23 protein-coding genes and 1 tRNA gene are annotated in these 24543 nt (G+C 59.0%); 10 read left to right on the top strand and 14 right to left on the bottom strand.

Annotated features, from left to right (window positions below):
• The first annotated feature begins 71 nt into the window (after positions 1-71).
• Positions 72-716, top strand: a complete 645-nt coding sequence (gene leuD / locus VFQ24_00805; GenBank protein ID HET9176880.1) for a 3-isopropylmalate dehydratase small subunit — start codon at positions 72-74, stop codon at positions 714-716.
• 79 nt (positions 717-795) lie between these two features.
• On the opposite strand, the gene VFQ24_00810 is transcribed toward leuD, so the two are convergent.
• The gene (locus VFQ24_00810; protein ID HET9176881.1) at positions 796-1497 is read right to left on the bottom strand and encodes a rhomboid family intramembrane serine protease; all 702 of its coding nucleotides are present in this window, start codon (positions 1495-1497) and stop codon (positions 796-798) included.
• Positions 1498-1968: 471 nt separating this feature from the next.
• Here VFQ24_00810 and VFQ24_00815 point away from each other — a divergent pair, with 471 nt between their 5' ends.
• The gene (locus VFQ24_00815) at positions 1969-2748 is read left to right on the top strand and encodes a septal ring lytic transglycosylase RlpA family protein (protein HET9176882.1); all 780 of its coding nucleotides are present in this window, start codon (positions 1969-1971) and stop codon (positions 2746-2748) included.
• A gap of 30 nt (positions 2749-2778) precedes the next feature.
• Positions 2779-3123 (top strand): histidine triad nucleotide-binding protein, encoded by a 345-nt coding sequence (locus VFQ24_00820; GenBank protein HET9176883.1) that lies wholly within the window; start codon positions 2779-2781, stop codon positions 3121-3123.
• A gap of 20 nt (positions 3124-3143) precedes the next feature.
• On the opposite strand, the gene VFQ24_00825 is transcribed toward VFQ24_00820, so the two are convergent.
• Positions 3144-4328, bottom strand: coding sequence for a M20 family metallopeptidase (locus VFQ24_00825; protein ID HET9176884.1), 1185 nt, complete (start codon positions 4326-4328; stop codon positions 3144-3146).
• A gap of 149 nt (positions 4329-4477) precedes the next feature.
• On the opposite strand from VFQ24_00825, the gene VFQ24_00830 reads away from it, so the two are divergent.
• Both VFQ24_00830 and VFQ24_00835 read left to right on the top strand, forming a co-directional pair.
• Positions 4478-6592, top strand: coding sequence for an alpha-amylase/4-alpha-glucanotransferase domain-containing protein (locus VFQ24_00830; GenBank protein HET9176885.1), 2115 nt, complete (start codon positions 4478-4480; stop codon positions 6590-6592).
• A 102-nt stretch (positions 6593-6694) separates the two neighbouring features.
• On the top strand, positions 6695-6868 hold the full coding sequence (locus tag VFQ24_00835) for a Trm112 family protein (GenBank protein HET9176886.1): 174 nt from the start codon (positions 6695-6697) through the stop codon (positions 6866-6868).
• 9 nt (positions 6869-6877) lie between these two features.
• Here VFQ24_00835 and VFQ24_00840 read toward each other — a convergent pair whose 3' ends face one another.
• Positions 6878-7996, bottom strand: coding sequence for a glycosyltransferase family 9 protein (locus tag VFQ24_00840; GenBank protein HET9176887.1), 1119 nt, complete (start codon positions 7994-7996; stop codon positions 6878-6880).
• Between the two features lie 171 nt (positions 7997-8167).
• Between VFQ24_00840 and VFQ24_00845 the strand changes: the two genes are divergently transcribed.
• The gene (locus VFQ24_00845) at positions 8168-9184 is read left to right on the top strand and encodes a PfkB family carbohydrate kinase (protein ID HET9176888.1); all 1017 of its coding nucleotides are present in this window, start codon (positions 8168-8170) and stop codon (positions 9182-9184) included.
• Here the strand turns inward: VFQ24_00845 and VFQ24_00850 are convergent.
• The 7 genes from VFQ24_00850 to VFQ24_00880 all read right to left on the bottom strand — a co-directional run bounded on the left by VFQ24_00850 (position 9181) and on the right by VFQ24_00880 (position 17355).
• A complete protein-coding gene (locus VFQ24_00850) occupies positions 9181-9582 on the bottom strand; it encodes a hypothetical protein (GenBank protein HET9176889.1) in 402 nt (133 codons plus the stop codon). The genes VFQ24_00845 and VFQ24_00850 overlap by 4 nt on opposite strands.
• Positions 9583-9783: 201 nt before the next feature.
• Positions 9784-10542 (bottom strand): SDR family NAD(P)-dependent oxidoreductase, encoded by a 759-nt coding sequence (locus VFQ24_00855; GenBank protein ID HET9176890.1) that lies wholly within the window; start codon positions 10540-10542, stop codon positions 9784-9786.
• A 139-nt stretch (positions 10543-10681) separates the two neighbouring features.
• Entirely contained in the window at positions 10682-10933 is a 252-nt protein-coding gene (locus VFQ24_00860; GenBank protein HET9176891.1) for a pilus assembly protein HicB, read from the bottom strand.
• Complete coding sequence (locus VFQ24_00865; protein ID HET9176892.1) at positions 10930-11358, bottom strand: putative toxin-antitoxin system toxin component, PIN family; 429 nt, start codon at positions 11356-11358, stop codon at positions 10930-10932. Before VFQ24_00865 ends, VFQ24_00860 begins: the two co-directional genes overlap by 4 nt.
• Positions 11359-11719: 361 nt before the next feature.
• Positions 11720-14347: an ABC transporter permease gene (locus VFQ24_00870; GenBank protein HET9176893.1), complete on the bottom strand. Its 2628-nt coding sequence runs from the start codon at positions 14345-14347 to the stop codon at positions 11720-11722.
• 498 nt (positions 14348-14845) lie between these two features.
• On the bottom strand, positions 14846-16000 hold the full coding sequence (solA, locus tag VFQ24_00875) for an N-methyl-L-tryptophan oxidase (GenBank protein ID HET9176894.1): 1155 nt from the start codon (positions 15998-16000) through the stop codon (positions 14846-14848).
• Between the two features lie 101 nt (positions 16001-16101).
• On the bottom strand, positions 16102-17355 hold the full coding sequence (locus tag VFQ24_00880) for an MFS transporter (GenBank protein HET9176895.1): 1254 nt from the start codon (positions 17353-17355) through the stop codon (positions 16102-16104).
• 440 nt (positions 17356-17795) lie between these two features.
• On the opposite strand from VFQ24_00880, the gene VFQ24_00885 reads away from it, so the two are divergent.
• On the top strand, positions 17796-18635 hold the full coding sequence (locus tag VFQ24_00885) for an amidohydrolase (protein ID HET9176896.1): 840 nt from the start codon (positions 17796-17798) through the stop codon (positions 18633-18635).
• Between the two features lie 105 nt (positions 18636-18740).
• Here VFQ24_00885 and VFQ24_00890 read toward each other — a convergent pair whose 3' ends face one another.
• Entirely contained in the window at positions 18741-19064 is a 324-nt protein-coding gene (locus VFQ24_00890) for an L-rhamnose mutarotase (GenBank protein ID HET9176897.1), read from the bottom strand.
• A gap of 208 nt (positions 19065-19272) precedes the next feature.
• On the opposite strand from VFQ24_00890, the gene VFQ24_00895 reads away from it, so the two are divergent.
• Both VFQ24_00895 and VFQ24_00900 read left to right on the top strand, forming a co-directional pair.
• A complete protein-coding gene (locus VFQ24_00895; protein ID HET9176898.1) occupies positions 19273-20379 on the top strand; it encodes a DUF3179 domain-containing (seleno)protein in 1107 nt (368 codons plus the stop codon).
• 97 nt (positions 20380-20476) lie between these two features.
• Positions 20477-20941 (top strand): cupin domain-containing protein, encoded by a 465-nt coding sequence (locus VFQ24_00900; protein ID HET9176899.1) that lies wholly within the window; start codon positions 20477-20479, stop codon positions 20939-20941.
• A 64-nt stretch (positions 20942-21005) separates the two neighbouring features.
• Here the strand turns inward: VFQ24_00900 and VFQ24_00905 are convergent, their stop codons facing one another.
• Positions 21006-21956 (bottom strand): deaminase, encoded by a 951-nt coding sequence (locus tag VFQ24_00905; GenBank protein ID HET9176900.1) that lies wholly within the window; start codon positions 21954-21956, stop codon positions 21006-21008.
• Between the two features lie 501 nt (positions 21957-22457).
• Here VFQ24_00905 and VFQ24_00910 point away from each other — a divergent pair.
• Positions 22458-23300, top strand: a complete 843-nt coding sequence (locus VFQ24_00910) for a phosphosulfolactate synthase (GenBank protein HET9176901.1) — start codon at positions 22458-22460, stop codon at positions 23298-23300.
• A 96-nt stretch (positions 23301-23396) separates the two neighbouring features.
• Here VFQ24_00910 and VFQ24_00915 read toward each other — a convergent pair.
• Positions 23397-23474, bottom strand: a tRNA-Val gene (locus VFQ24_00915).
• A 12-nt stretch (positions 23475-23486) separates the two neighbouring features.
• Positions 23487-24506, bottom strand: a complete 1020-nt coding sequence (locus tag VFQ24_00920) for an acetyl-CoA C-acyltransferase (protein ID HET9176902.1) — start codon at positions 24504-24506, stop codon at positions 23487-23489.
• Positions 24507-24543 lie beyond the last annotated feature (37 nt).

The following is a 24543-nucleotide window of genomic DNA, read 5'->3' on the forward strand; positions in this document are numbered from 1 at the left end:
CGTCGGCAACCTGGCCATGAAACCAGGGGCTTTTTCATACTTCAGCCTTCATAATTGACTATGGAGTTGCGATGACCCCCTTTACAAGGTTGACCGGGATTGTAGCCCCGCTTGATCGCGTGAACGTGGACACGGACCAAATTATTCCCAAGCAGTTTCTGAAGGCCATCACACGGGAAGGATTTGGGCGCTTTCTGTTCAACGACTGGCGCTACATTGAGGGCGAAAAACCAAACCCTGACTTTGTCCTGAACCAACCCCGCTACCAGGGAGCTTCCATCCTGCTGGCGGGGACCAACTTCGGCTGCGGCTCCAGCCGCGAGCATGCTCCGTGGGCCGTGCTCGATTACGGCTTTCGTGCGATCATTGCACCCAGCTATGCCGACATTTTCTACATCAACTGTTTCAAGAACGGCATCCTTCCCATTACTCTCCCGACCGCCCAGGTGGATGAACTCTTCCGGCGCACTGAGCAGAATCCGGGATACCAACTGACGGTGGATCTGGAGAGCCAGACGATCACCGAAGAGACACCTGTTCCAGGAGGCGGACTGAAACTCTCCTTTGAGGTTGACCCCTTTCGGCGTGAATGCCTGCTGAAGGGCTGGGACGAAATCGGCCTGACGCTTCGCTTTGGTGACCGGATTGCCGATTTCGAAAGGGCGAACCAGCCGAACGCCACCCGTTACGGCTCGCTCGAAACCTCCGGCCAATAAGCAAACCTGAACAGGAACAGCATAACTCCTGCCACGGCTATGGGCCCGGAAGCGTGAACTGTGCCTGTCTGCCAGCAAATCATTGAAAAAGAGGGCTGTTAATCTGAAGGGCCATGAGGGCGAAGGAACCCGCAATGATGACGACGGAAATGACGGCCAGTGCATTCCACAAGTTTTCAACGGGTCTCGTTTCCGGAACCCCTTCGGGAATGAGATATCCGAGAATCAGGCCAGCGATGAGCCCGCCAAAGTGAGCGGCGTTGTCCACCGGAAAGAACAACCCGAAGATGGCAATGTAAATCACCCATCGCCACAACATACTGCGGTACTCCTTGCCCAGCCTGCCGTGGTGGAATGTGGCCCCGATCAGAATGCCGATCAGGCCCATGATGGCGCCCGAGGCCCCGATCGAAAGGCCCATAGGGCTCCAAAAAAGGCTGACGACATATCCCAGGACCCCCGTCACGAGATAGAGCACGATATACTTTGACATCCCGAACAGCCCTTCCACTTCCGGCCCCAGATCAAACAGGCACCAGAGATTCATCCCGATGTGTAACAGTCCCGCGTGCAGGAACATGGCAGTCACCAGCCGCCACCACTCGCCGGCGTAAATCAAAGGCCCGTACTTGGCGCCCAGCCGGATCATTGCCATACCCTGGATGCCTCCGAACAAACCTCCGCCTTGGCCTGCGCCACCGGCCTTTTGCGTGAGAAGCCATTCGACCACGAACATCAGTACAATCGCTGCAGCCAGCATGGACGTGGCGCTGGTGGGCATGGGGATAACGCCCATAATCCGGCCCGAAGCGCCTGTCGGGCCCCGAGCGCGCTGAGGGCCGATTTTGGCGCCGCAATGCGGACAAACCTTGGTACCACGGGGATTCAAGGCTCGGCATTCCGGGCACATGCGATGAGAAGTGTCGTACTTCTGTTCAGCGGTTCCGAAGGCTGATTCCCACCAGCTTTTTATTCTTTGGATTTTGAACCAAATATCTCGAGGAAGTTGCATAAGCACCAGAAGTTATGGACGTTAGGGGATAAACGGTTATTATAGTCCCCCCCAACGCCAGCTTGATAGGCCATTTTCACCGGCAGTCCGGGTCCGAAGCTCCGCCCCATTCTCAGGGCCGGCCATCGCAGAGCCATCGAAGCTGCGGTAAAATAGTCCGACGGTCGATGGCGGGCTGAATTTTGCCCCGGTCTGGCCGGGAAATCGGAAGGAAGCACGGAAGAATAGAACGCGGAAGTCTTGACAAAAAAACGGGCGAAACCAGAAATCGTGGTCAAGACGCTAAATCCCAAAATCCGCTCCAGAACGCTCAGTAAATTCGCCCGCCTTCTGTTTCTGGCGGGCCTGGCGTTTTTCTGGACCGCTTGCCATCATCGGCCGGCGGTGGTTACGCCCCCATCGCCAGCGCCCGCACCTTCTCCGCCCTCCAGCGGGCGCCCACCCTCAACGGGCCAGAAGCAACCCCCGGCCCCTGTCATTCAGGGCGAGGAAGGGATTGCTTCCTGGTACGGCCACCCCTTCGACGGTCGATCCACGGCAAGTGGAGAAATTTTTAACATGCATGCGATGACCGCCGCTCACCGCACGCTGCCTTTCGGCACCCTGGTAAGGGTACACGACCTGGAGAACGGCGACAGCGTGGTGGTGCGGATCAATGATCGCGGCCCATTTGTTGAGGGGCGTATTATCGACCTTTCCTATGCGGCTGCGATGGCCATGCACATGCCCGGAACGGCCGTTGTGAGGCTGGAGATACTGAACGCCGGGCCCGATCCTCCCGGCGGCGTTTATTCAGTCCAGATCGGCGCGTTTATCGATCGCAGCAATGCGGAACGACTGAAACGCCGCGTCGAGAAGAAATTCCATCCAGTCATCATCAGGAAGGAAAGCCACGGCAGCAGTGTTTTCAATCTGGTTCTTGTGGGGCAGGAAAACACCAGCGAGCAAGCACAAGCACTGGCCAGCGAACTGGTCCGGGAAAAATTTGCGACGGAAACCTACGTGGTAAGGATCAACTGAACCGAAGGGGGCATTCATCGGCAGATGAAGATGGACAATTGTATCTTTTGCAAAATCGTCGAACGACAGCAGCCGGCCAGGATTGTATATGAGGACGACCAGGTATTCGCCATTGAAGACATCCGCCCGCAGGCGCCAGTACATCTGTTGGTGATACCTCGAAAGCACCTGCCTTCGCTGAAGGAAGCGGACAGCACCGATAGCCCCATGATCGGACGTCTTTTCATCGTAGCTGCCCAACTGGCTCGGGAAAGGCAGCTTGAAGCGAGAGGCTACCGCACGGTCATCAACAATGGGCCGTGGGCCGGACAAACCGTTGACCATCTGCACGTGCACTTGCTGGGTGGGCGCGTGTTCCACTGGCCCCCTGGATAGCTTCGGCAGCGTGTGACGGCCTAGATTGTCGCCAGCAATGCCGCCAGCAGCGCGGCGCGACGCGGTAGCCCTCGGATGATCACGTGCTCATGAACCGCGTGCGCGCCGTCCCCCACTCCTCCCAGCCCGTCCAGAGTGGGGATGCCAAGCGCGGCGGACAAATTTCCATCCGAACCCCCTCCGGTCATCGCGCCCTCAACTTCAAATCCGAGCTGTCCAGCCAGTGTTTTCGCCATTCTAAAAAGACCCTCCGTCATCGCTCGCTCCATCGGCGGCCTGTTGATCCCACCCTCCACTTTCAACTGGGCGCCCGGATGGACCGCCTTCAGTGCAAAGATTTTATTTTCGATCCGGGCTCGATCTTGAGCCCTCGGAATGCGAACGTCCACGGTTGCGCGAGCCAGTTCAGGGACAACGTTCGGCCGCGTTCCGCCCTCGACGACGCCGACGTTCAAGGTGAGGCCGCGCCGCGGCTGCGCCAGTTTCTCAATCTTGAGAATCTGCCGGGCCAGCTCGTTAATGGCGTTGATCCCAGAGGCAGGGTCAATGCCAGCGTGCGCCGATCTCCCTTGAACGGTAAGGCGAAATTCGCCCACGCCCTTCCGGGCCGTCTTCAGCGCACCGCCTGCCGCAGCCGGCTCCAGTACCAGCACGGCGCGCGAGCGCCGCGACTCGCGCTCGATCTCACGCCGAAATGCTTCGCTCCCAGTCTCTTCTTCCGGGTTCAGGAAACACCGCACCGGGCTTGCCGGTTCGATAGCCAACGTCTGGAGCACCCGGACAGCCGCAATCGCCTGCACAATGCCCGATTTCATATCGAGAATACCAGGGCCGTAGGCGCGGCCTCCCCGAATCCGGAACGGCATTCGTGCCAGCGTCCCTTTGGACCATACGGTGTCGTGATGGCCGATTAGAAGAATGGGTTTTTGTGCGCCCGTGGTCGCGCGCTTTCCCCCATGGCGACGGGACCCGGCAGCACGGGGTTTACCCCAGAATTCCGCAATCACTGCCGCACCGGTGGTTGAGTTCTCAAGCAGCGAAACCTTCCCACGAAGGCGGCGGAACTCGCGCGCAAAAAAGCGCGCTACGCGATCGATATCAGGCTTTGAATATGTGGGAGATTCGATTTCCACCGCTTCACGCAAAAGCTTCATTGTATTGGGCAGATCACGCTGGCAGCAGGCAAGTAACGTTCGAAATTCCAATGTTGTCCTTTCGGTTACGCGCGATGTGCGGCACGGGACGAGGCCAAACTTCCCGGTCGTGACAATTAACGGCGTTTCATTTTATCCTAGCTGTATCAGTCTAGGCGAACGTTGCCGCAAGGGGCGGTTGTGCAGTCTGAAGGGGTTGCGTGTTGAACCATATCTCATTGGCCCTGATTGTTCACGCGCACCAACCTGTCGGCAACTTCGATCACGTTTTCGAAGAAGCCTACCAGAAGGCTTACCGTCCCTTTGTGCTGACGTTACTTCGCCATCCGCGCATCCGGGTGGGTCTTCACTTTTCCGGGTGCCTGCTGGAATGGATTGAAAAGCACCATCCCGAATTTTTCGGAATGCTCAAAGATCTGGCAGCGGGCGGGCAAGCAGAACTGATGGGCGGCGGATTTTTTGAACCTGTATTATGTGCCATACCCGATGCCGATAAGGCCCTGCAGATCGCAAGGCTCAGCGACTACATCGAGGAACGCTTTGGCGCGCGGCCCCAGGGTGCTTGGCTCACCGAGCGCGTTTGGCGGCAGGACCTGGTGCGCCCGCTGGCTGAGGCCGGAATCCGCTACGTCATGCTGGACGACACTCACTTTATCGCTGCGGGCGTTGAAGCCACCGGCCTGCACGGGACGTATCTCACTGAGGAACTTGGTGTTCGGCTCCAGCTTGTCCCCAGCTTGGAAAGGCTGCGCTACACCGTTCCTTTCCGGGATGTGGTCGAGACAATCGATCTGCTCCGCCAGGGAATCGGCCGGCCCAACGCCTTGTTTGCAGCCGGCGACGATGCCGAAAAGTTCGGGATCTGGCCCGGCACCCACGACCTCTGCTACACGAAAGGCTGGCTGGAACATTTTTTCCAGGCCATCGAGAATGCCGGCGACTGGCTGGAGACGACCACACTTTCGAGATTCATGGCAACCCACGACCCGCTTGGCAGAGTTTATCTGCCCGCCGCTTCCTACCCCGAAATGATGGAATGGGCGCTGCCGCCGCGCGCATGCGAGGAGTTTCTGCGATGCCTGGAGGAAACTGAGCACATGCCCTCGGGTGAACGTTTCCGCAAGTTTTTGATGGGCGGCACATGGCAGGGATTTCTGAGCAAGTACCCTGAATCGAATCAGATTCATAAACTGATGTTGGAAGTCAGCCAGCGGCTTCATAGCGCCGAAGTCCAGGTCCCCTCGGGGAGCGAGCGTCACGGCCTGCTCCACCAGGCACGGACCCACCTGCTCGCCGCGCAATGCAATGACGCCTATTGGCACGGTCTGTTCGGCGGCCTTTATTCTCCACATCTGCGCAGCGCAGTCCTGCAGAATCTGATCCGGTCGGAAGCGCTGCTCGACCAGTTGGACGGCAAATCAACTGCGAATGGCATTCGCGTGTCGCAAACCGATTTCGATGTCGATGGCGAAGAGGAAATCGTATTCTCCCATTCCAGGGCTGGAATGATTTTGAAACCGTCTGATGGCGGAACGGTTTCGAGCCTGCGATTCAAGCCCGCTGCGACGGAGCTCATCAATTCGCTGATGCGCCGGCCGGAGGTCTATCACAGCCGCATCCGATCGAGAGTCGAGGAACATCCCGAAAGCCTGGAAAAAAAGGCAGACCTCACACAACTTCTGCGTTACGACCGTTACATGCGGCACTGTTTTCGCACCTATCTATTTCCACGATGGAAACGGTGGAAGGATTTTGAGCAACTCGAATTGCAGGAAGAAAACGGTCTGGCCGCTGGCGCCTGGCAGTTGGCAACCGACCCTTCCGCAAACCCTGTGGAGCTATTCCGCCAGTCGCGCTACGAGTGTGACGGAGCAAGCATGGTGATTGAAACTCGCAAAGTCCTGTTGGCAACGAGCACAGATGCCGGTTTCCACCTCGAGTGCCGCTCGCTGATTTCAAGCGACCAGTCTCACTCGGCGCCCGCTTCGCTTGGTGTGGAGATGGTGTTCAACTTTCTCGCGCCAAACGCGCCGGATCGCTACTTTATGGCTGTGGAGGCACGGCATCCGCTCGAGTTTTCGGGCGAAATCCAGGTCCCAGAGCTGAAGCTCGTGGACGAATGGCAGGGGGTCAGACTCGTCCTCAAAGCCCGGCCCGAATGCCGCTGGTGGATTGTTCCGATTCGAACAATTTCTCAGTGCGAGACAGGCTATGAGGCAGTTTACCAGGGGTCCGCGATCATGGCGGTGTGGGAAACAGACCTCTCCTCCAGCCCCCAAAGCCGGTGGATAGGCATAGACATCAGCCAGAGGTGAGAAAGATGCATGTTCGTCACACACCGGCATTGGGTTGCTCGGCTTGAATTCCCCTGGACTGTCTGGTAAATTCAAGAAATATCTTTGGTTTGGAGTCATACAATGGCTGTAAGCCAGGAATTACTGGATATTTTGGTCTGCCCTCTTTGCAAGACACCCGTCACACTTACTCCGGACGGCCAAGGGTTGAAGTGCGGCCAGTGTAAGCGCGTCTACCCCATCCAGGACGACATTCCTGTGATGCTGGTGGACGAGGCCAGGATCGATCCGGAATAACGCGGGGTTTCAGCAGAAGTGCGGCCGGCCCAGAAACTCTCCCAGCGCCTCCTTTACTTCTTCAACCCCGATCTCCTTCATGCAAATATTGTCTTTGCAAGTCTTCATGGCCGGGGTTCCGTAGCACGGCGCGCAGTGAACGCGGTGATAAAGAATATGCGGCGGATGACCCGGTGAGAGGGGGGCTGTCTGCTCGACAATTCCGGGTCCCCACAGCGTGACCAGCGAAGCGCCCAGCGCCGCCGCCATATGCGCAGGCCCTGAGTCAACCGTGAGATAGACGTCCAAACGGCCGATCAGCGCAGCAAGCTCCAGGAGCGAAAGTTCGCCGGCAAGGTCCAGGCACGGGACGCCTGCCTGACGGGCGATATAGCGAGTGAGCGGACGATCGGCCGCCGAGCCTGTTAAAACAACGTGCGTGCCTCGCTGGTTTACCAGCCAGCGGACCACTTCAGCAAACCTGTCGGGAGGCCAGCTTCTTAACCGCGTCTGGTCTGGAGTTCGAGTCCGTCCTCCCCAGCCGGCATGGATGCCGACCAGGCGGTGATCGCCGCCTCCCACGCCGGCTTTTTCGAGCCGCCAGGCAACATTTTTGATCGTCTCCGGCTGGTTGTTCAGTTCCATATGAAGACCATCCTGCCGGAGACGAAGCGGGCGGGCCAGATCGAGGTGATTTTCAATCGAATGCTTCCGAGGATCGAAGTGGGCCGGCTCAAATCCCTGTACGTGGTCATCGCCGCTGTAGGCGATAATCCGACGGGACCCTCCCCGCCTTGCCATATCGACAAAGCTGGGGTGGCCTTCAAGCACCAGCGCCCAGTCGAGGTCGAGTTTTCGAAGGGAGCTATGAATCCTCGACTTCTCTCGACTGAGCCATGCCGGGAGATGGCGGTGCGCAATCGGAATCGTTTGGTCGATGTGAGGATTGTAACGAATCACGTCAAGCGCCGAGGCAGAACAGAGAAAAGCCAGGTGGCATTCCGGAAAAGTTTTTCGCACGGCGCGGACCAGCGGCGTGGCCATCAGCGTGTCACCGATGGCTCCGGCACGGACAATCAGGATCCGCGGCCGGCCAAGAGGACGCACATCGGCAGGAGAGGTTTTCCGGTCTGAAGTTAAGTTAACCACTTCTTCTCCGCGGCAGGATTGCGAACCTGCGGGTCCCTCCGTTTAAGGTAGAATAGCGTTTTAGCTGCGTCAACTTGCGCCATCATTGAACGGCCAGGAGGCGCGGATGATTGTGGGACGCGTTCGCCGCGCTCTGGCCAGGAAGTGTGCATGCCTGCGGCGCCAGGACTTATGAAATCGATTCAAAATCCATTGACGAAGATCGTTCGCAAATTCAGCAGCCAGACGGTCGGCGTGCTCGGCGACTTCCTGCTGGACGAACTCCTTCGCGGAGAGGCCACACGTATTTCGCCGGAAGCGCCGGTTCCCGTTGTGCTGATGAACGGCCATTCCGAGCCGCAACGTTTCCCCGGTGGTGCGGGCAATGTGGCCATCAATATTCGGGCCCTGGGTGGTCGCTCCATCCCTTTCGGAGCCATTGGAATGGATGAAAGCGGCGACCGGCTTTGCAAGGAACTGAAGGCCCGGGGCGTGGCGTCCGGGACCCTGGTTCGGGAGCCCGGCCGCATCACCCCGCGCAAGGTCCGGATTGTTGCTCATCAGCATCAGTTGCTAAGGCTTGACTTTGAAAAGCCCGCTCCCATCTCGCCCAGAACTTCCGCGCGAATGGACCGCAGTTTCACCCGATGGGCGCCCAAATTGAATGCGCTGATCATTTCTGACTATCGAAAAGGTTCGGTTGACACGGAGTTGTGCAGTCAGGTTTTGTCTGTTGCACGCCAGCAGCGAATCCCAGTGTTTGTCGATCCGAAGCCCGACCACCCTGAAATTTGCCGCCACGCCACAGCCGTCACGCCGAACTTGCACGAAGCAGAGCTGATGGCGGGCCAATCCATGCGCGACCACGCCAGCCTGGAAGCGGGCGGCCGCCGCCTGTTGGCTGAGCTTGACTGTGCCTATCTCTTGATCACTCGCGGAGCTGAGGGCATGACACTCTTCGAAAAAGGCGGCGCAGTCCACGACATCAGAAGCGAGGCCCGGCCCGTCTACGACGTCACCGGCGCGGGTGACACTGTGCTCGCGGTCCTTGCTCTGGCTTTCAGTTCGGGAGCACGCATGACGGACGCCGCCAGGCTTGCCAACATCGCAGCCGGGCGCGTGGTCCTGAAGTTTGGAACGGCAGAAATCAGGCCGAAGGAGCTCTTGATGGCCATCAACGACGGAGGTTACGGAACGGGCGGCAGCTAATAAGGAGAGTAGGCAAGCCCTTTTGACTTCCGATCGACGAGCAAGGCCAGCGCCGGAGTTCGATTGTTGATGGTGACGATCACAATAGCGACCGCGTTCCCTTTTGATTCGGCCCCGACGATCTTAAACTCGCGGACCTTTCCGTAGTCACCCTGGGGTCCCCAGTCGTGCAGAAATTCATCATAGGTGTAGTCGGGCGCCGGCTGCCACAAACTATAGGCTTCTTTGTAATTCCCGTTCTGGAGCTGCGTCAGGAAATTCGCCACCGCGCGCTTCTCCGGCAGGTTGTGGAATGCAAAGAATCCGATAACTCCCGCAACCACAATAATAATCACCACCAGGGGCCAATACTTGCGAATTCCGGTCTTGGGTTTGGGAGCTTCCGAATCAAAGAGCATCGCTGTCACCACCTGTCACGGGCAAAACACGGCGAGAGCGTGTTTCCCGCGCGAAAATCTTCCGCTGCCCGTAAACACAGACACCGGAAACACTCTTTATGTTCCCAAAAAGCCTGAACATAAAAACTATCACATTGTTTACGATGCACAAAAGGTCCGCGGCGATCGTCGCGGGCGAACTAGAACACTTGCCCTCCCGAATCACTGTGCCGTCCAGCCACCGTCAATCAGAATGTCGGTGCCGGTGATAAAGCCCGCAGCATCAGAGCAGAGGAAAACCGCCAGCGGCCCGATCTCCTCCACCTTGCCCCATCGGCCCACTGGAATCTTCGAGGTAAACTCCGCATTACGCGCGGGGTCCTGCATCAGAACGGTATTCATCTCCGTTGCAAAAGGGCCGGGACTGATGGCGTTGGCAGTGACGCCATAAGGCGCCAGTTCAAGCGCCAGCGCCTTCGTCATCCCCAGCAGCCCGAATTTGCTTGTGCAATAGGCCGTGCGGTGTGCGAGAGCGACGTGCGCCATGGTGGACGCGATGTTGACGACGCGCCCGAATTTCTTTTTCATCATCCCCGGCACAAACACGCGGCTGCAGAGGAAAGCACTGTCCAGGTTTGTCTGCATCACGCGATGCCACTCGTCAAGCGAGAACTCGTGCAACGGCTTGCGCAGGTTGATGCCGGCATTGTTGATCAGGATGTCGGGGGCGCCGGCCGCGTCACTCACCTGCCCGGCCATTCTGGTGACTTCTGCTTCTTCGCGGAGGTCCGCGACAAACGCATGGGCTTTGCCGCCCCGGCCTTCAATCTCTGCCTTAACTTTCTCCAGCAACTCTCCGCTTCTGGCCACCAGGGCAACCGTCGCTCCGGCTTCCGCCAGCGCCATCGCCATCTGCTTCCCCAATCCTCTGCTCGCGCCCGTGACCACGGCCACCCGGCCATCCAACGAATGATTTTGCATTGCATTCTCCTCGGAGAATTATAAACGGCGAGAGCGACAAGACCGCGGGTGCGGTAGCTGGTTCACTGACTGGCGGAGGTTCACCGGCCAATCCCTTCCACTCTGCGGCCCAGACAGATCATACGCTTCTTAGGCCAGCCTAACGGCCTTTTTGATCCTCGACTTCCGGTTCAACATCCGGCGCCTGGCGCAGGAAGCGCATCAATCCGCGGCCGGTTGCCGATCCCGCCCGCCGCTTGAAGAACTCGGCGGCCGTTTCGATCACTCCAACCTTTTCGGCCACGGCCACGGCGATCCACTGATTGAGAGACACGCCGTCCTCTTTGGCCAGCCGCTCGGCCGCTCGCTTCACTGAAAGCGGAAGTTTTAAGGGATACGTTGCCTTGCTCATCGCCTTACCTTTCTTAGCAGATCCGCCGGACAAAGGATAGGAACCTTGAACCGGTCGCCAGCCAGAGCGAAATGTTTGAGGTTGTAAGTCACCAAAGCGTCCGCCCAGCCGTTGATCGCCGTTTCGAGCACCATCTCGTCGCTCGGATCCCGCACCTGCGGGCGCCACCGAAAATGCGTTTCAACGGGCTCGATCAGCGCTGCCAGTTCGGCCAGGAAATCGTCGATGGCTTCGATCGCTAGCCCGTGAGCCAGCCGCTGTTCAGGGCGCTTCAGGGCGTCCTCATATTCCAGAAACAGCGGGGGCGTGGCGAGGAGAACCAACTCCCGGCGTGCCAGCAGGCGCAACACCTGGTTGGCGGCGCCGCGCCGGGTGCGGAGTGCTGCAACAATCACGGAGGTGTCCACTACCACGCGCCGCAACATTGACATCCCATAATATATCACATGTCATGAGAGATGACATACACCGCCGACTATGGCGGCGGGACGCGCGCGCCGCGGTTCGAAACGCAGATTCTTCGGCCGAAAATCGGCCTCAGAATGACAGCTCGCCCAGCGCAGGTGGCTACTCCCATTGCCAAGTACCCGATCCATGGCTTTGGCGAATGGCGCAATGGCCGTCGCAAATGTGGTTGAGTTTCTTCTGTTGTGGAATGCGGGCGAGTCCAGGCGAGAACAGTAACCGCTATTCGTGCCGCAAGGCCACCATCGGGTCCACTTCGGCCGTCCGCGTCCGTAGCGGCTTTACGCCGCCAATTCCAGATGTGGCGCGGTAAACGCGCCGCTACTCGTGCCGCAGCGCCACCATCGGGTCGACTTTTGTGGCGCGGCGGGCAGGGATATAACAGGCCACGAGCGCCACGGCGATCAGGATCACCGAGACCGCAACGAAGGTGAGCGGGTCGGTGGGCTTGACGCCATAGAGCAGGCTCGATAGGAAGCGCGTCACCGCCAGCGCCCCGGCAACACCAATCGCCACGCCGATCAGCGCCAGTCTGAGCCCTTGCCCGATGATCATCCGAAGAACATCATTCTTCTTCGCTCCCAGCGCCATGCGGATGCCAATTTCGTGCGTGCGTTGAGTGACCGAATAGGAAATCACCCCATACATGCCGACCGCGGCAAGGAGCAAGGCCATACACGCGAAGCCGGCCAGGAGCAGCGCGACGACCCGCTGAGGCGCGAGTGTCTCCGAGGCGAGTTCTCGCATTGGCATCACGTAACCAATCGATTGATCCTTATCCACCGTCCAGATCTTGCTTTCGGCGGCTTTTGCCAAATCAAGCGGGTTGGAAACTGTGCGGATAGCAAAACAAATAATCCGGACTGGACTTTGAGAAAATGGCAGATAGATTGCCGAGGTTTCCCCGGATGTGATGCCCCGCTGGTGCACATCGCCAACCACCCCCACAATTTCGGTGGACTTCTTGAGGCCCTGGACGATAATTCGATTGCCGACTGGATCGGCGTTTGGCGATAGGCGGCGTGCCAAACTTTGGCTGATGACGGCCACGGGAGGCGCAGCCTGGCTGTCCTGGTTTGTAAAGAAGCGGCCTCTGACCAGCGGAATTTCCATAGCGCGGAAATAGCCTGGTGTTACCGAACTCCACTGGGCCACGGGTCGCTGATCCTCTGGAGTTGGCTGCCCCTTCAATGAAACGGAACGCCTGCCTTCCCATCCACTCAGCGGAAGAAAGGTAACCGACCCCGCCGCCCTCACGCCGGGAAGCGATCTGATGCCCTCTAAGGCTTGATCGCTAAACGCGATCTGTTGAGCGTCCGTCTTGTACTTGTAGTTTGGCAGAAGAACACGCATGGTCAGGACATGATCTGGGTTGAAGCCCAGATTCCCCCTAAGCAGGTCGACAAGGCTTTTGAGAGCGAGCCCGGCGGCCACGAGCAATCCTAGCGAAAGTGCAATTTCCGAAATCACCAAGCCGTTGCGAAAGCGCAAGCGTTGGGCGCTACCCGCCATGGAGCGGCCGGACTCCTTGAGCGCCTCGTTAATGTTCGCGCCGCCCCCCTGCAGCGCGGGAATCAGTCCAAAGACCAGGCCCACGAGCAACGAAACGCCCAAAGAGAATCCCAGCACCCGGCCGTCAATCGGAATCCTTTCAAGGTGTGGAATGTTGATGTTGAAAATATTGGGGGGAAACATTGCCACCGATGCTTGCCCGCCCCACAGAGCCAGAGGCACGCCCAACGTCCCACCGCAGAGCCCCAACAGAACGCTCTCCGCAAGAAATTGCCTGACCAGCCGTGAGCGGCCGACTCCAAGGGCCACACGGACTGAGATTTCTTTCTGGCGGCCCGCCGTTTTTGCAAGAAGCAAATTGGCAACGTTCACGCAGGCGATTAGCAGGACCACTCCAACTGCGCACAAAAGTACCAGCAGAGCGGGACGAATGTCGCCGCTGATCATCTGGCGCAGGCTGATCAGGTTTGTGGCGTCTTGGTCTTTGTTGGTCTTTGGGTACTCAAGGGCCAGGCGGCCGGCGATGGTGTTCATTTCCGTCTGAGCCTGCTGGATCGTAACGCCGGGCTTCAACCGGGCCATCACCCGAAGATAACGGTACCCGCGGTCGTTGGCAGCCTCAGGCGGCACCGTCAATGGGGTCCACAATTCTGTGAACGTGGGATACTGGAAGTCTGGCGGCATAATTCCAACAACCGTGTAAGGCTCGCCGTTTAATGTAATTGACTTGCCTATCAGATTTCGGTCGCCGCCGAAGCGACTCTGCCAAAAGGAATAACTCAGGACGGTCACGTGGTCCTTGCCGGGCTGGTCTTCCGCCGGCAGGAAAGTTCGCCCCAAGAGCGGTTGCACGCCAAGCACGTGAAAATACTCCGGAGAAAATGCGTACGCGATAATGAGCGCGGGATCTCCCTCACCAGTCAGCGTGTACTCGGCTTCGGTGGACGCCGCCATGCTCTGGAAGACGTGATTTTCGGAGTGCCAATCGACGAAATCGGGAGGCGAAACCTGATCGGTGTCGAAGCCTCGCGATTTGTTGTAGCTCCAAACGGTCACAAGGCGATCAGCATTTTTGTACGGTAGCGGGCGCAAGAGCACGGCATTCACCACGCTGAAAATCGCTGTGTTCGCGCCGATGCCGAGCGCAAGGGTGATAACCGCGACCGCCGTGAAGCCGGGATTGCGGCGAAGCTGCCGCAGACCGTAGCGCAGGTCCCGGATCAGAGTTTCAATGAATCGTGCGGCACCTACGTCGCGGCATTCCTCTTTCACCTGGTCGAGGCCTCCGAACTCGACCCGGGCGTGGCGGCGCGCTTCTTCCGGAACCATGCCCGCGGCCACGAGGTCGGCAATCCTCTGCTCGAGATGGAAGCGAAGCTCGGCGTCGAGATGGCTCTCGGTGAGCTTTCTGCGGAAAAACCGTTGATACCAGCGCATGGATTAAGCCTTCAGCTTTCAGCAGTCGGCCGTCAGCAAGAACGGAAATGGGAAGTAGGAAATAGGGTTGCCGCGACTTGCTACTCCCATTTTTCAACTTCCGACTTCGGCCGCATGTCCGGTACTCATCACTTACCACTAACCACTGCTCTTCAATAATACCTAGAATACCTACATATACCTCCGGTGGGTCAATGTCAAGCGGCTTTTAGCGGGAGGAGAGGAGCAGCGCGGTTCGCACGGTGTAGTCGGAGTATGAAAACCGGTACGGCTCTGCGACCTCTGTTGGTTAAAAGCTCTAACACGGAGGACACAGAGGGCCTCTCTGTCCTCTGTGTTGAAGGTCTTCATGGCGCAGAGAGCACAGAGAAGGACGAACCACACGCCAGTCGCCGAGTAGTCGCGGCCGAACGAAAAGCCGCAGCCTTTAAGGACAAGGCTGCGCTACCCGGCCAAGGGGCGGCAGGAAGAAGCAGATTCCTCTCCTGCGCGACGGGATCAGAATGACGCCGGAGGCGGCTGCGGCTTGAAGTCGCGGTTGAGGCGGAAGAGGTCGAGGTTGTGGCGGGTTGCGCCGCTGGTGGCAAGCTCGGCCATGATTTCACCCACCACGCTGCAAAACTTGAATCCGTGGCCTGAGAATCCGGCGGCGATGAACACGCGGTCGGACTCCGGATGCGCGTCCAAAATGAAATGCTCGTCCGGCGTGTTGGTAAACAGGCAGACCTTCAGGGCAAGCGTGGGACCGTTCGCTTGCGGGAAGTAGCGGAGAATGCCTTCGCGCAGCACCGCTTCGTCTTCCGGGTGGCACTCGCGGTCCATCGAGTCGGGGTCCACTCTTTCATTCCGGTGATGATATCGCCCGATCTTGAATCCCGGAAAGTCGTGCACAGGGAACCCATAGAAATGGCCTTCAGGGCTTTGCAGATTGAAAATCGGGAATGCGCCGAGCTGGAAGATTTCCGGACGGAGCGGGCGGGTCCAGATCAGCACCTGCCTTTCCGGCTGGAGAACTTTGCTGAGGGAGGGCATCAGTTTCGACGCCCAGGCGCCCGCAGACACGATCAGCCGGCCGGCGGAATAAGTCGCGGTCTCCGTGCGGACGATGACGAAATCCGGACGAACCTCCCAGCCCACGACGGGCTCGCGGCCATGGACCTCCGCTCCTAGATCGAGCGCGAGGTGCGTGTAGAGCGAGATGGCGCGCTCAGAGAGAACGAATCCGCTGTCAGGCGAATAGACGCCGACCATGTCCTTTGAGAGGCGAACGCCCGGAAAGCGTTCCTGCAGATTGGCGGCGTCCAGCACTTCGTGGCGAAGAGAATGCTCCTCGCACGCCGCCAGCGATCCCTGAACGATCCGGCCGTTCTCAGGGCCGGCATCGATGCCGCCCGTCACAAACAGGATCCTTTCGCCGGTAATGTTTTCAAGGTGGCGCCACAGTTCGTAAGCGCGAAAAAGCAGCGGAACGTAAGCGGGATGTTCGTAATACGCCAGGCGAATAATGCGCGTGAGGCCGTGCGAGGAGCCCATGTCGTGCAGAAGATTGTGCTTTTCGAGTCCCAGCACTTTGAGGCCGCGCCGCGCAAGCTGATAAGCCGTGGCGCTGCCCATGCCTCCCATGCCGGCGACGATGGCGTCGAAATGCTCCATTCAGCATCTCCTGCTGAAAACCACTCTCTTCGAATCGGCAGTCCGCTACCTGCCTCAGACCGGCTCTCCAGAGCGCCACACCTACAACCGGGCACTCACGGCTACGCTTCCGTATAAACTTTGCCTGCCAGCAATGTTTTAACACTCGCGAGCCCTTTGGACCCTGCCGCGAGCAGACAGAAAGCAGCCAGAACGGGACAGATACCCGCGATCAGGATTGCCGGGCCAAAATGTTTCTGCGGCCCAAGAAGCCATCCCGTGACAATAGGCGCCAGGACGCCGCCCAGCACCGAAACTGTGTTCAGGAATCCGACCGCCCGACCCACCAGATGTTTCGGTGAGGCGTGCTGCACAATCGCCCAGTAGGTGGAATTCCCAATGCCTGTGGCGCACAACGAAAACGTCAGGACAGGAAGCGACCATTCGCGGCCTGTCACCAGCAACAGCAGAATGGCCCCTGTGCCGATATACCCGAGCACAACAAACCACAACCTGGCGCGAAAGACGCTGATGACGGCTGCCAGTCTGTCCGCCAACTTGCCCGCCACGATATTCACCAGGGCCATGATCAGGAGCGCGGTGGAAAGCACGCGCCCCATTCCAAGCGTTGAGAATCCTCGCGAGATCACCAGGTAACTCGGCACCCAGGTCAGCACAAAATACCAGTAGTAAGAAGCCAGCAGCGTGGCCAGCGCCATGGCCCAGAAGGTGCCGTTGCGCAGCAGCATGTTCCACGTCCAGGGCCTGGGCCCGGACGGCTCATCGGCTTCCCTTGCCGCCCGACGCTCAGCGCGGCTGCCGTCACGCGGAGCGGCTGCCAGCCAGCAGGGCACCCACGCCAGCGCTCCCAGTCCGGTGATGGCAAACATCATCCGCCAGCCGAACCTGTCGATCAGGATGGTTCCGACCAGCACGCCCAGCGCAGGCCCGATGTTCTGGCCGGCAATATAGATTGAGGTCGGCATCCCCTGTTCCTCGCCGGAAAAGCTGCTGCGGATGAAAGCAACGCTGGCCAGCGGAGCAACCGATTCGGCCACGCCCAGCGCCATGCGCATGCCAATCACGTCGCCGGGCCCTCGGCTGAGGGCAATGGCAGCGGAGGCGAGCGACCAGAACAAAAAAGAGAGCGTGTAGGACCAGCGGATGCCAAAACGGTCTACCAGCATCCCGGACGGGATCTGAAACGCGGCATAGGTCCAGAAAAAGGCTGAGAGCAGAACGCCCATGCTTTCCGGGTTGATCCGGAAGTCCTTCATCATGTCCGGGGCCGCAATGCTGAGGTTGCCGCGATCGACGTAGTTGATCATGATGGCGACAAACACGAGGGCAAGAAGAAGCCAGCGGCAACGGTTCATCGTAAACTTCCGCCTTTCCGGGGCGATTCTGCCGCTAATCCACCGAGTGCCCAGGCGCCGCGACAGGCCGGGAGGCGCCGCTCAGTTCTGCGGAATCTGTATCCGAGTCCTGTCAACTGTATGCTTTCTCCTGGATGGTGCTTATCAAACGGTCCCCGGCCGCGCCAGCATCAACACCGCTGGCGCAACCGCCGCCCATAGGCTCCGATGGCGGCCTGCCGCGAAGCCTGCATTGTAGCGTCTGCTGACCCCGCGAAGCGAGAGCTTATTGCCGCCGAACCACAGCCTTTCGGAAAATCACGAGCGCAGCAGCTCAACGGCTGCGCTAAACCCGGAGGTCAGGAGCTGTTTGAACTGGGCAGGTTTGGATGTAAAATCGCACCCGGCGCGGGGGCCGGAAGTGCGGTTGAGCATCTGAGCCAAAGGGATCGGACGAAACCATGAAGATCATCGACACCCACCAGCACCTTTGGGATCTGGACTTATTTACGTATTCATGGATCGACGATCTCCCTTCGCTGCGGAAAAGCTTTGGCATGGCGGATTATCTCGAAGCGAGTGAAGGATTGAATATCGAGAAAACCGTGCACCTGGAAGCCGACGTTGATGAAGCGTACATGCTAGGTGAAACGCGGCACATCCTGGCGCTGGCTGAGCAGAACAATCCGCTGGAGGGCGTTGTGGCCTGCGCAAGGCCGGAAAAAACGGGCTTTGCAGATTATCTTGACCAGATCGCCGGCCACCCCAAACTGAAGGGCGTTCGAAGAGTGCTGCACACGCAGCCTGACGAAGTCGGGGATTCACGCCTCTTCGCCGAAAATGTGCGGCTGCTGCATGCTTACGGACTCTCATTCGACGTCTGCGTGCTGGCGCGCCAATTGCCTGTTGCCATTCGACTGATCGATAAGTGCCCGAAAGTTTCCTTTATCCTTGACCACTGCGGAAATCCTCAGGTGAAGGACCAGGTGTTCCATCCCTGGCGTGAGCAAATTCTGGAAGTGTCAAAATTTTCCAACGTCGTCTGCAAAGTTTCCGGGATCCTGGCCAACGCCAATCTTGAAAAGTGGACGCCCGAAGATTTGCGCCCTTACGTTGAGCATGTGATTGAGTGTTTCGGGTGGGACCGAGTGATGTTTGGCAGCGACTGGCCCGTATGCACGCTGGCTGCCTCGCTGCGAAAATGGGTGGAAACCCTCAAGCTGCTGACCCAACCCGCCGGGGAAGAGAACCAACAGAAGCTGTTCTACGAAAACGCCGCCCGTGTTTACCGTCTCGGCTAGACTCGCGCGGCTCGGCGTATCGCCATTTGGACTAATGTCAGGGGGTTGAAAAACGAAGTCGCCTATCGCACAAATGCACTGCTTCTCTTTAGCCGCTGGCGGTCATTAGTCGGTGTGGAAAACCTCTTCCATATTGGCCCACCACTCACCCTTTTCCCTGGTTGCGACCGGCTGCTGCATCGGCCCCATGATAGCCCACCACTCCTGCGTTTTAGGATCGGCGGCCATCTTTGCCATGTCGGCGCGGTAATCATCGCCAAGGTATTCGAAGTAGGCGTACAGGGTATCGTCTTTCAGAAAAATCGAGTAGTTGCGGATGTTGCAATCGCGAATTGTCCGGAGCACTTCCGGCCACACCTTGGCATGATAGCGGACGTACTCCTCTTTCGCCCCGGGCTGCAGCCGGATGACCTGCCCATATCGTTTCATACTTCCACCTCTCTGTCTCGAGTGCGCTTGAACAATATATCACATTGCGATATATCAGGTCCTGTGCGCCAGCCGTGGACCGCATGCACCGAGGAGCATCCCTGGCTACTGCGCAAATCTGAAATTTCGCTTCGCGGTTGGGTGTAAACTCGAAGAGACGCTGGGAGTGCGTCGAGTTCAAGGAGCCGCGGCATTGGGGCATTCGCAAATGATAAACGCACGAATCGGCGGAGAAAGCGCGCGAGCGGAAGATCGCGTTTCGGGCAAGATTCAGTCTCGGGCAAAGGGTGGCAAACTGGGTTGGCTGGCGGCACTGCTCGCGACAGCCGCAGCTCTGGCTTTTGCGCCGCGGCCGTTCACGACGCTGGCGAAGCAAACGCCCCTGCCCTACACCACCATCGCCCATCCGCGATTCATCCCGGCCTCGCAGGCCTCTTTTATGTCACCTGATGATTTGCTGATTGGGGTAACTGACGATAAAACCGCCAAGGCGTATCCGGCGGCGATCCTGGCGCAGCACGGCGTTGTGCAGGACCGGATGACGGACGGGAGCATCGCGGTCACCTGGTGATCGTATTGCAACACGGCCCTCGTGTTCAGGGCCGCCGCGCGAGGCAGGGCCCTCGTGTTCGATACGGCCGGCCTGATCGGCGGCAATGAAGTGTTCAAAGACCGTGAGACAGGCAGCCGCTGGCAGCAATCAACCCGCGAAGCCATCTCCGGGCCGCTCAAGGGCGCGCATCTGGCGCTCTATCCCTTTCTGTTGACGACCTGGAGGGAGTGGCGCAGGCAGCATCCGGAGACGCTGGTGTTGCAGCCACTGCCTGGTTACGCGGATCAACTGGCGGCCAGGAACAGGATCATCGATCAGGGAATAATGGGCATGGCTGGCGCGGCGCCGAATGGCGCTTTTAACCACGATCGCCGGCTGCATCCGAAGGACACGATCGTGGGACTTGAGGCGGGCGGAGAGGTGAAGGCCTACCCGATGTCCGCGCTCGAGCGCACGCGAGTGGTAAATGACACGGTAGGAGGCAGGCCGGTATTGATTGTGCATCAGCCCGCCTCGGACACGACCACAGCGTTCGTGGCCGAAGCGGGCGGTGAAAGGCTGCGCTTCCGCGCCGCCGATTCCGAGGCCGACAAACTTATCGACCTGGAAACCCATTCGACGTGGAACGCCTATGGCGTATGCCTGACCGGGCGTATGAAGGGGACGCGGTTAAAGCCGCTGATTCTGGAGCCGGAATTCTGGTTTGCCTGGTCGGAGTTTCATCCGAAAACTCTTCTGTACAGATCGAGCCCTGCACATTAACCTTTAAGCCGCGGTCCGGGTGCGATCTGCCTGCTGCGGTTTGAGCGCGCTCCGTACCGCGCGGATTGCGACGACCTTGCGAAAGGAGACTTGCAACATGACAACTCGACGCGAAATGAACAACAGCCTCGCCGCCATGGTGGCCGGATTCTTTCTTGAGAGCGCCGGCACGCCCTTGCGGGCAGCAGCGCAACGGTCCCGACAAGCCGCCCAGGGCCACATGCAAAACATGCGGGCCATCGGAATTCACACGTTGATGCAGGAACCTTTGGCTGAAATGCCCAATCCAGAGGTGACGGTGCTGACGCTCACCGTCGCTCCCGGCGGCAACTCCCAGCCGCACAAGCATACGGGGCCGGTTTTTGCCTATGTGCTGGAAGGCGAGATCGAGAACCAGGTTGACCCGGATCCTCCCCGGAGATACAAGCCCGGCGAGTACTTTTACGAGCCTCCGATGCATGTCCATCGAGCTCTGCGCAACCTGAGCAGCACAAAGCCCGCAAAGCTTCTGATTTTTCAGGTCGGGGAAAAGGGAAAGCAGTTCACGATGTCGGCGAAATAGTGGAACGGGCTGTTGGTCATCGTGCTGCGGCATCGGCCAATGACGGGCAGAAATCGGCGGCTGCCTAAGGAACAAACAACTCGCTACATTCCTTTTCGAGCACGCCTCTCACCACCACCGGAGGCGGCGGCCAGTTGGGAATGCCGGCGTCAGTGAGAATGGGATGCTTTGAGCTGACGCCGCCAATGTGCGGCACGGCCTTTCCCATTATCACCCTGGAAATATGGGCGCTACGAATCACGAACGAACACATGAAGCAAGGCTCCGCGGTGGTATATAGCTCGCAGCCCTCGAGTTCGCGAGTCGCTAAATTGCGGCAGGCATCCTGCACCGCTTTGAGTTCTGCATGTGCGGTGAAATCCTTTTCGCTCCGCACGCCCTCGATGCCCTCGGCGACAATGCGCCCTTCGCGAACCACCACCGAGCCGACCGGCGTGTCGCCGCGTTCGAGAGCGGCGCGGGCCAACCGGATCGCCTGGCGCATGAATCCTTCGTCGCGAACTTGCGCCATGTCCGGCTTGGGATCTGTCCCCCCGTAGCCCATGCGGTTCCCTCGGGCGTTCGCTTGTTTGCCAACTTCAAACTGCGGAAGCAACTCGACCGCCGCGCTCACCGAGTTCGAAATGATGCAGGCTTCCTTCGCGTCTTTGAAGATCTCTTGCGCAAACGGAATGTCACTCTCCCGGCCGAGCGACACCGTGGGCTGTATTTGGATGTGGGTCACGCGGTATTTCCCGCCGTCGTTCTCCACGGTTGCTTCGGCACTGCTCTCATAAGCTGATATTTCCAGTTGTCGCCGCTCCGCGAAACTCAGGAAGGTGAGCATCAGACAACTGTTCACCGCGCCGGTCAGCAACTCCTCCGGGCACCACACGTCCTCCGTCCCCTTGAATTCCGGCGGGCTCCCGATCTCGACCGGCGGGCGCCGGCTGTTCGTCATCGTCCCACGCCTGGCGGTCTGCCACGCGATTGCACTTTTGAAATGAAACACCTTGAACGTCTTCTTCGCCTCCATTGGATCCTCCTGGCTCTTTTGATTCGTTTCCCTTCCCAGCCGTTGCAGCCCATGCCTACCGCCGGCAGTTCGATTTTGCCAGAACTTTCATCAAATCGACGAACTGCAATGTTTTCCAAGTTCCTCGCGGCTCTCGAGATCTTGCGCCGCAAGGAGGCCGGAGCATACGGGCCACAGAGCCGCTGAAATTCCGTAAGAGCAGTTTTCCAGACAGAACAGGCAGCGTGTGATAACCCTCGTAATCGGGCCCTTGCTTCTCCAGCACACGCATGTCCTGTTAACGAATCGTGACACGGAATGGCGCGCCCGAGGCGCAAAAATGTGCGTGCCAAGTTGAACGCGGGTGCATCTAATTGGTTGATAGCGCCGAACCGCTCCAAGCCGCGCGCCTTTTCCGGAATTGAGCCTGACGGCGCCATGCAGTTGGGCAACTACATCGGCGCGGTTAGCCAGTGGGGCAAAAAACCCCAGAGTGCCCTGAAATGAGAGGAGTTCTTCATCATGCCAGAAGCCCAAAATCAACACTCTGACCGCGCGTTCCCATTTCTGCGGCTGAATGACCGGCCCGCAAAGCCGCGCCAGCGCGGCATCACAGAAATCCGCGGGCCTTATTACACGCCGATGGGCAGCCGGTATCTTCAGGACATTCTCGACACCATGGGCTGGTACGTGGATGCTCTCAAATTTGCCGGCGGATCGTTCAGCCTGATGCCGCGCCAGACCGTCAAGAAATTGCTCGACCTGTGCCATGCGCATGATGTACTCGTCTCCACCGGCGGATTCATCGAGCACGTTCTCACGCAGGGGCCGGAATCCGTGACGCGTTATATCGAGGAGTGCAAATCGCTCGGCTTCGACATCATTGAAATCTCCAGCGGCTTCATCACCATTCCTCATGACGACTGGCTGCGGCTGATCGAAAAAGTGCAAAAGGCCGGGCTCAAGGCCAAGCCGGAGGTCGGCATCCAGTTTGGCGCAGGCGGCGCCACCAGCGCCGAAGAATTGGCGGCCGAAGGCTCGCGCGATCCTGATGGCGCCATCGCCCAGGCCAAGCGCTTTCTGGAAGCCGGGGCCTACATGATCATGATCGAATCCGAAGGCATTACTGAAAACGTCAAAGTTTGGCGTACGGATGTTCCGGCGAAATTTGTAAACGCCCTGGGAACCGAGAAGATCATGTTTGAAGCCGCGGACCCGGAAGTTTTCGCCTGGTACATCAAGAATTACGGCGCTGAAGTGAATCTCTTCGTCGATCACAGCCAGATCGTGCAGCTCGAGTGCCTGCGCTCGGGGCTGTGGGGCACCAAGAGCCTGTGGGGACGTGTCGTGACATACAAGGGCTAGATTTTCCCGGGCGCCCGCCTTCGGCGGAGACACCCGGGCTTGTGCAATGGGGCACCAGCACAATAACGCTAATCCAATGAGCTTAAGGGGGAGGAATGGTAGGCCCGAACGGACTCGAACCGTTGACCTCTACCGTGTCAAGGTAGCGCTCTAACCAGACTGAGCTACGGGCCTGCAAGGACTTAGCTAATTGACATTCGGCGCTTGGTGTGGAACTTGGTGTGACGCTCCCGCAAAATCGGCCTCTCTCTCGTCCGCCATGGTACTGGGCAAGACCGTGGCAATAAGCTCTAAGGCCTGCCGTTGAGCTTCGGGCCGGATGTGACCGTAACGCTTGGCCATCCGAATGGCCGTGGAAGCCGACCAGCCAAGCACCTGAGCAACCGTGGCAATAGGAACTCCGTTTTGGAGCATCTTGGTAACCGCCGAATGTCGCAAATCATGATACCGCAATCTAGAAACCCCTGCCAGTTCGCAAGCCCTGTGCCATGCGGTCCGCCAGTTAGCGATCAGTCTGGAAGGATCAACATGGCCGGTTTCGACGTTGCCGCCGCCGAGGCACAGCGCGGCAACTCCGCGGCGCGCGTCGCGGCGTTCCATTTCGTACAGCAGGTCCACCAGGATGCGCGCTCCCGAGGCGCCAATCGGATGTCCCAGCGCCACTGCGCCGCCGTTCACGTTGGTCTTCTGCGGGTCCAGTCCCAGTTGCTCGATCACGGCCACCGCCTGCACGGCAAAGGCCTCGTTCAGCTCCACCAGGTCAACATCTTCAACTTTCCAGCCGGTTCTTTTCAGCAGCGACTCGACCGCGTCAATCGGGGCCATCATCACCCAGCGCGGTTCCACGCCGCTCACCGCCTGCGCCACAATCCGCGCCATGGGCTTTTTGCCCAGCTTCTGCGCGGTTTCAGCCGAGGTCACCAGCGTGGCGGCGGCGCCGTCATTCGTCCCCGGAGCGTTGCCCGCCGTCACCGTTCCGCCCTGTTTGAAAGCGGGTTTCAGGCGGGCCAGCTTTTCCAGCGAAGTGTCTTCGCGCGGCGATTCGTCAACGGAAAACTCCCGCATCTCGCTCTTTTTGCAGGGCACGCAAACAGGCACAATCTGGTCTTTCAGCTTTCCGCTTTTGATGGCCGCAACGGCGCGCCGGTGGCTTTCGAGTGCAAACCGGTCCTGCCGCTCGCGCGAAATCTGGTATTTTTCCGCCACCAGCTCGCGTGCCGCCGAGCAATTTGAATCAGGGGTT

The organism is Terriglobia bacterium (genome assembly GCA_035712365.1).
Taxonomy (GTDB): Bacteria; Acidobacteriota; Terriglobia; order UBA7540; family UBA7540; genus SCRD01.

Coding starts and splice junctions, on each gene's coding strand:
- leuD (HET9176880.1), top strand. CDS start 72: ATGACCCCCTTTACAAGGTTGACCGGGATTGTAGCCCCGCTTGATCGC.
- VFQ24_00810 (HET9176881.1), bottom strand. CDS start 1,497: ATGCCCACCAGCGCCACGTCCATGCTGGCTGCAGCGATTGTACTGATG.
- VFQ24_00820 (HET9176883.1), top strand. CDS start 2,779: ATGGACAATTGTATCTTTTGCAAAATCGTCGAACGACAGCAGCCGGCC.
- VFQ24_00835 (HET9176886.1), top strand. CDS start 6,695: ATGGCTGTAAGCCAGGAATTACTGGATATTTTGGTCTGCCCTCTTTGC.
- VFQ24_00845 (HET9176888.1), top strand. CDS start 8,168: ATGAAATCGATTCAAAATCCATTGACGAAGATCGTTCGCAAATTCAGC.
- VFQ24_00850 (HET9176889.1), bottom strand. CDS start 9,582: ATGCTCTTTGATTCGGAAGCTCCCAAACCCAAGACCGGAATTCGCAAG.
- VFQ24_00855 (HET9176890.1), bottom strand. CDS start 10,542: ATGCAAAATCATTCGTTGGATGGCCGGGTGGCCGTGGTCACGGGCGCG.
- VFQ24_00860 (HET9176891.1), bottom strand. CDS start 10,933: ATGAGCAAGGCAACGTATCCCTTAAAACTTCCGCTTTCAGTGAAGCGA.
- VFQ24_00865 (HET9176892.1), bottom strand. CDS start 11,358: ATGTTGCGGCGCGTGGTAGTGGACACCTCCGTGATTGTTGCAGCACTC.
- VFQ24_00870 (HET9176893.1), bottom strand. CDS start 14,347: ATGCGCTGGTATCAACGGTTTTTCCGCAGAAAGCTCACCGAGAGCCAT.
- solA (HET9176894.1), bottom strand. CDS start 16,000: ATGGAGCATTTCGACGCCATCGTCGCCGGCATGGGAGGCATGGGCAGC.
- VFQ24_00880 (HET9176895.1), bottom strand. CDS start 17,355: ATGAACCGTTGCCGCTGGCTTCTTCTTGCCCTCGTGTTTGTCGCCATC.
- VFQ24_00885 (HET9176896.1), top strand. CDS start 17,796: ATGAAGATCATCGACACCCACCAGCACCTTTGGGATCTGGACTTATTT.
- VFQ24_00890 (HET9176897.1), bottom strand. CDS start 19,064: ATGAAACGATATGGGCAGGTCATCCGGCTGCAGCCCGGGGCGAAAGAG.
- VFQ24_00900 (HET9176899.1), top strand. CDS start 20,477: ATGACAACTCGACGCGAAATGAACAACAGCCTCGCCGCCATGGTGGCC.
- VFQ24_00905 (HET9176900.1), bottom strand. CDS start 21,956: ATGGAGGCGAAGAAGACGTTCAAGGTGTTTCATTTCAAAAGTGCAATC.
- VFQ24_00910 (HET9176901.1), top strand. CDS start 22,458: ATGCCAGAAGCCCAAAATCAACACTCTGACCGCGCGTTCCCATTTCTG.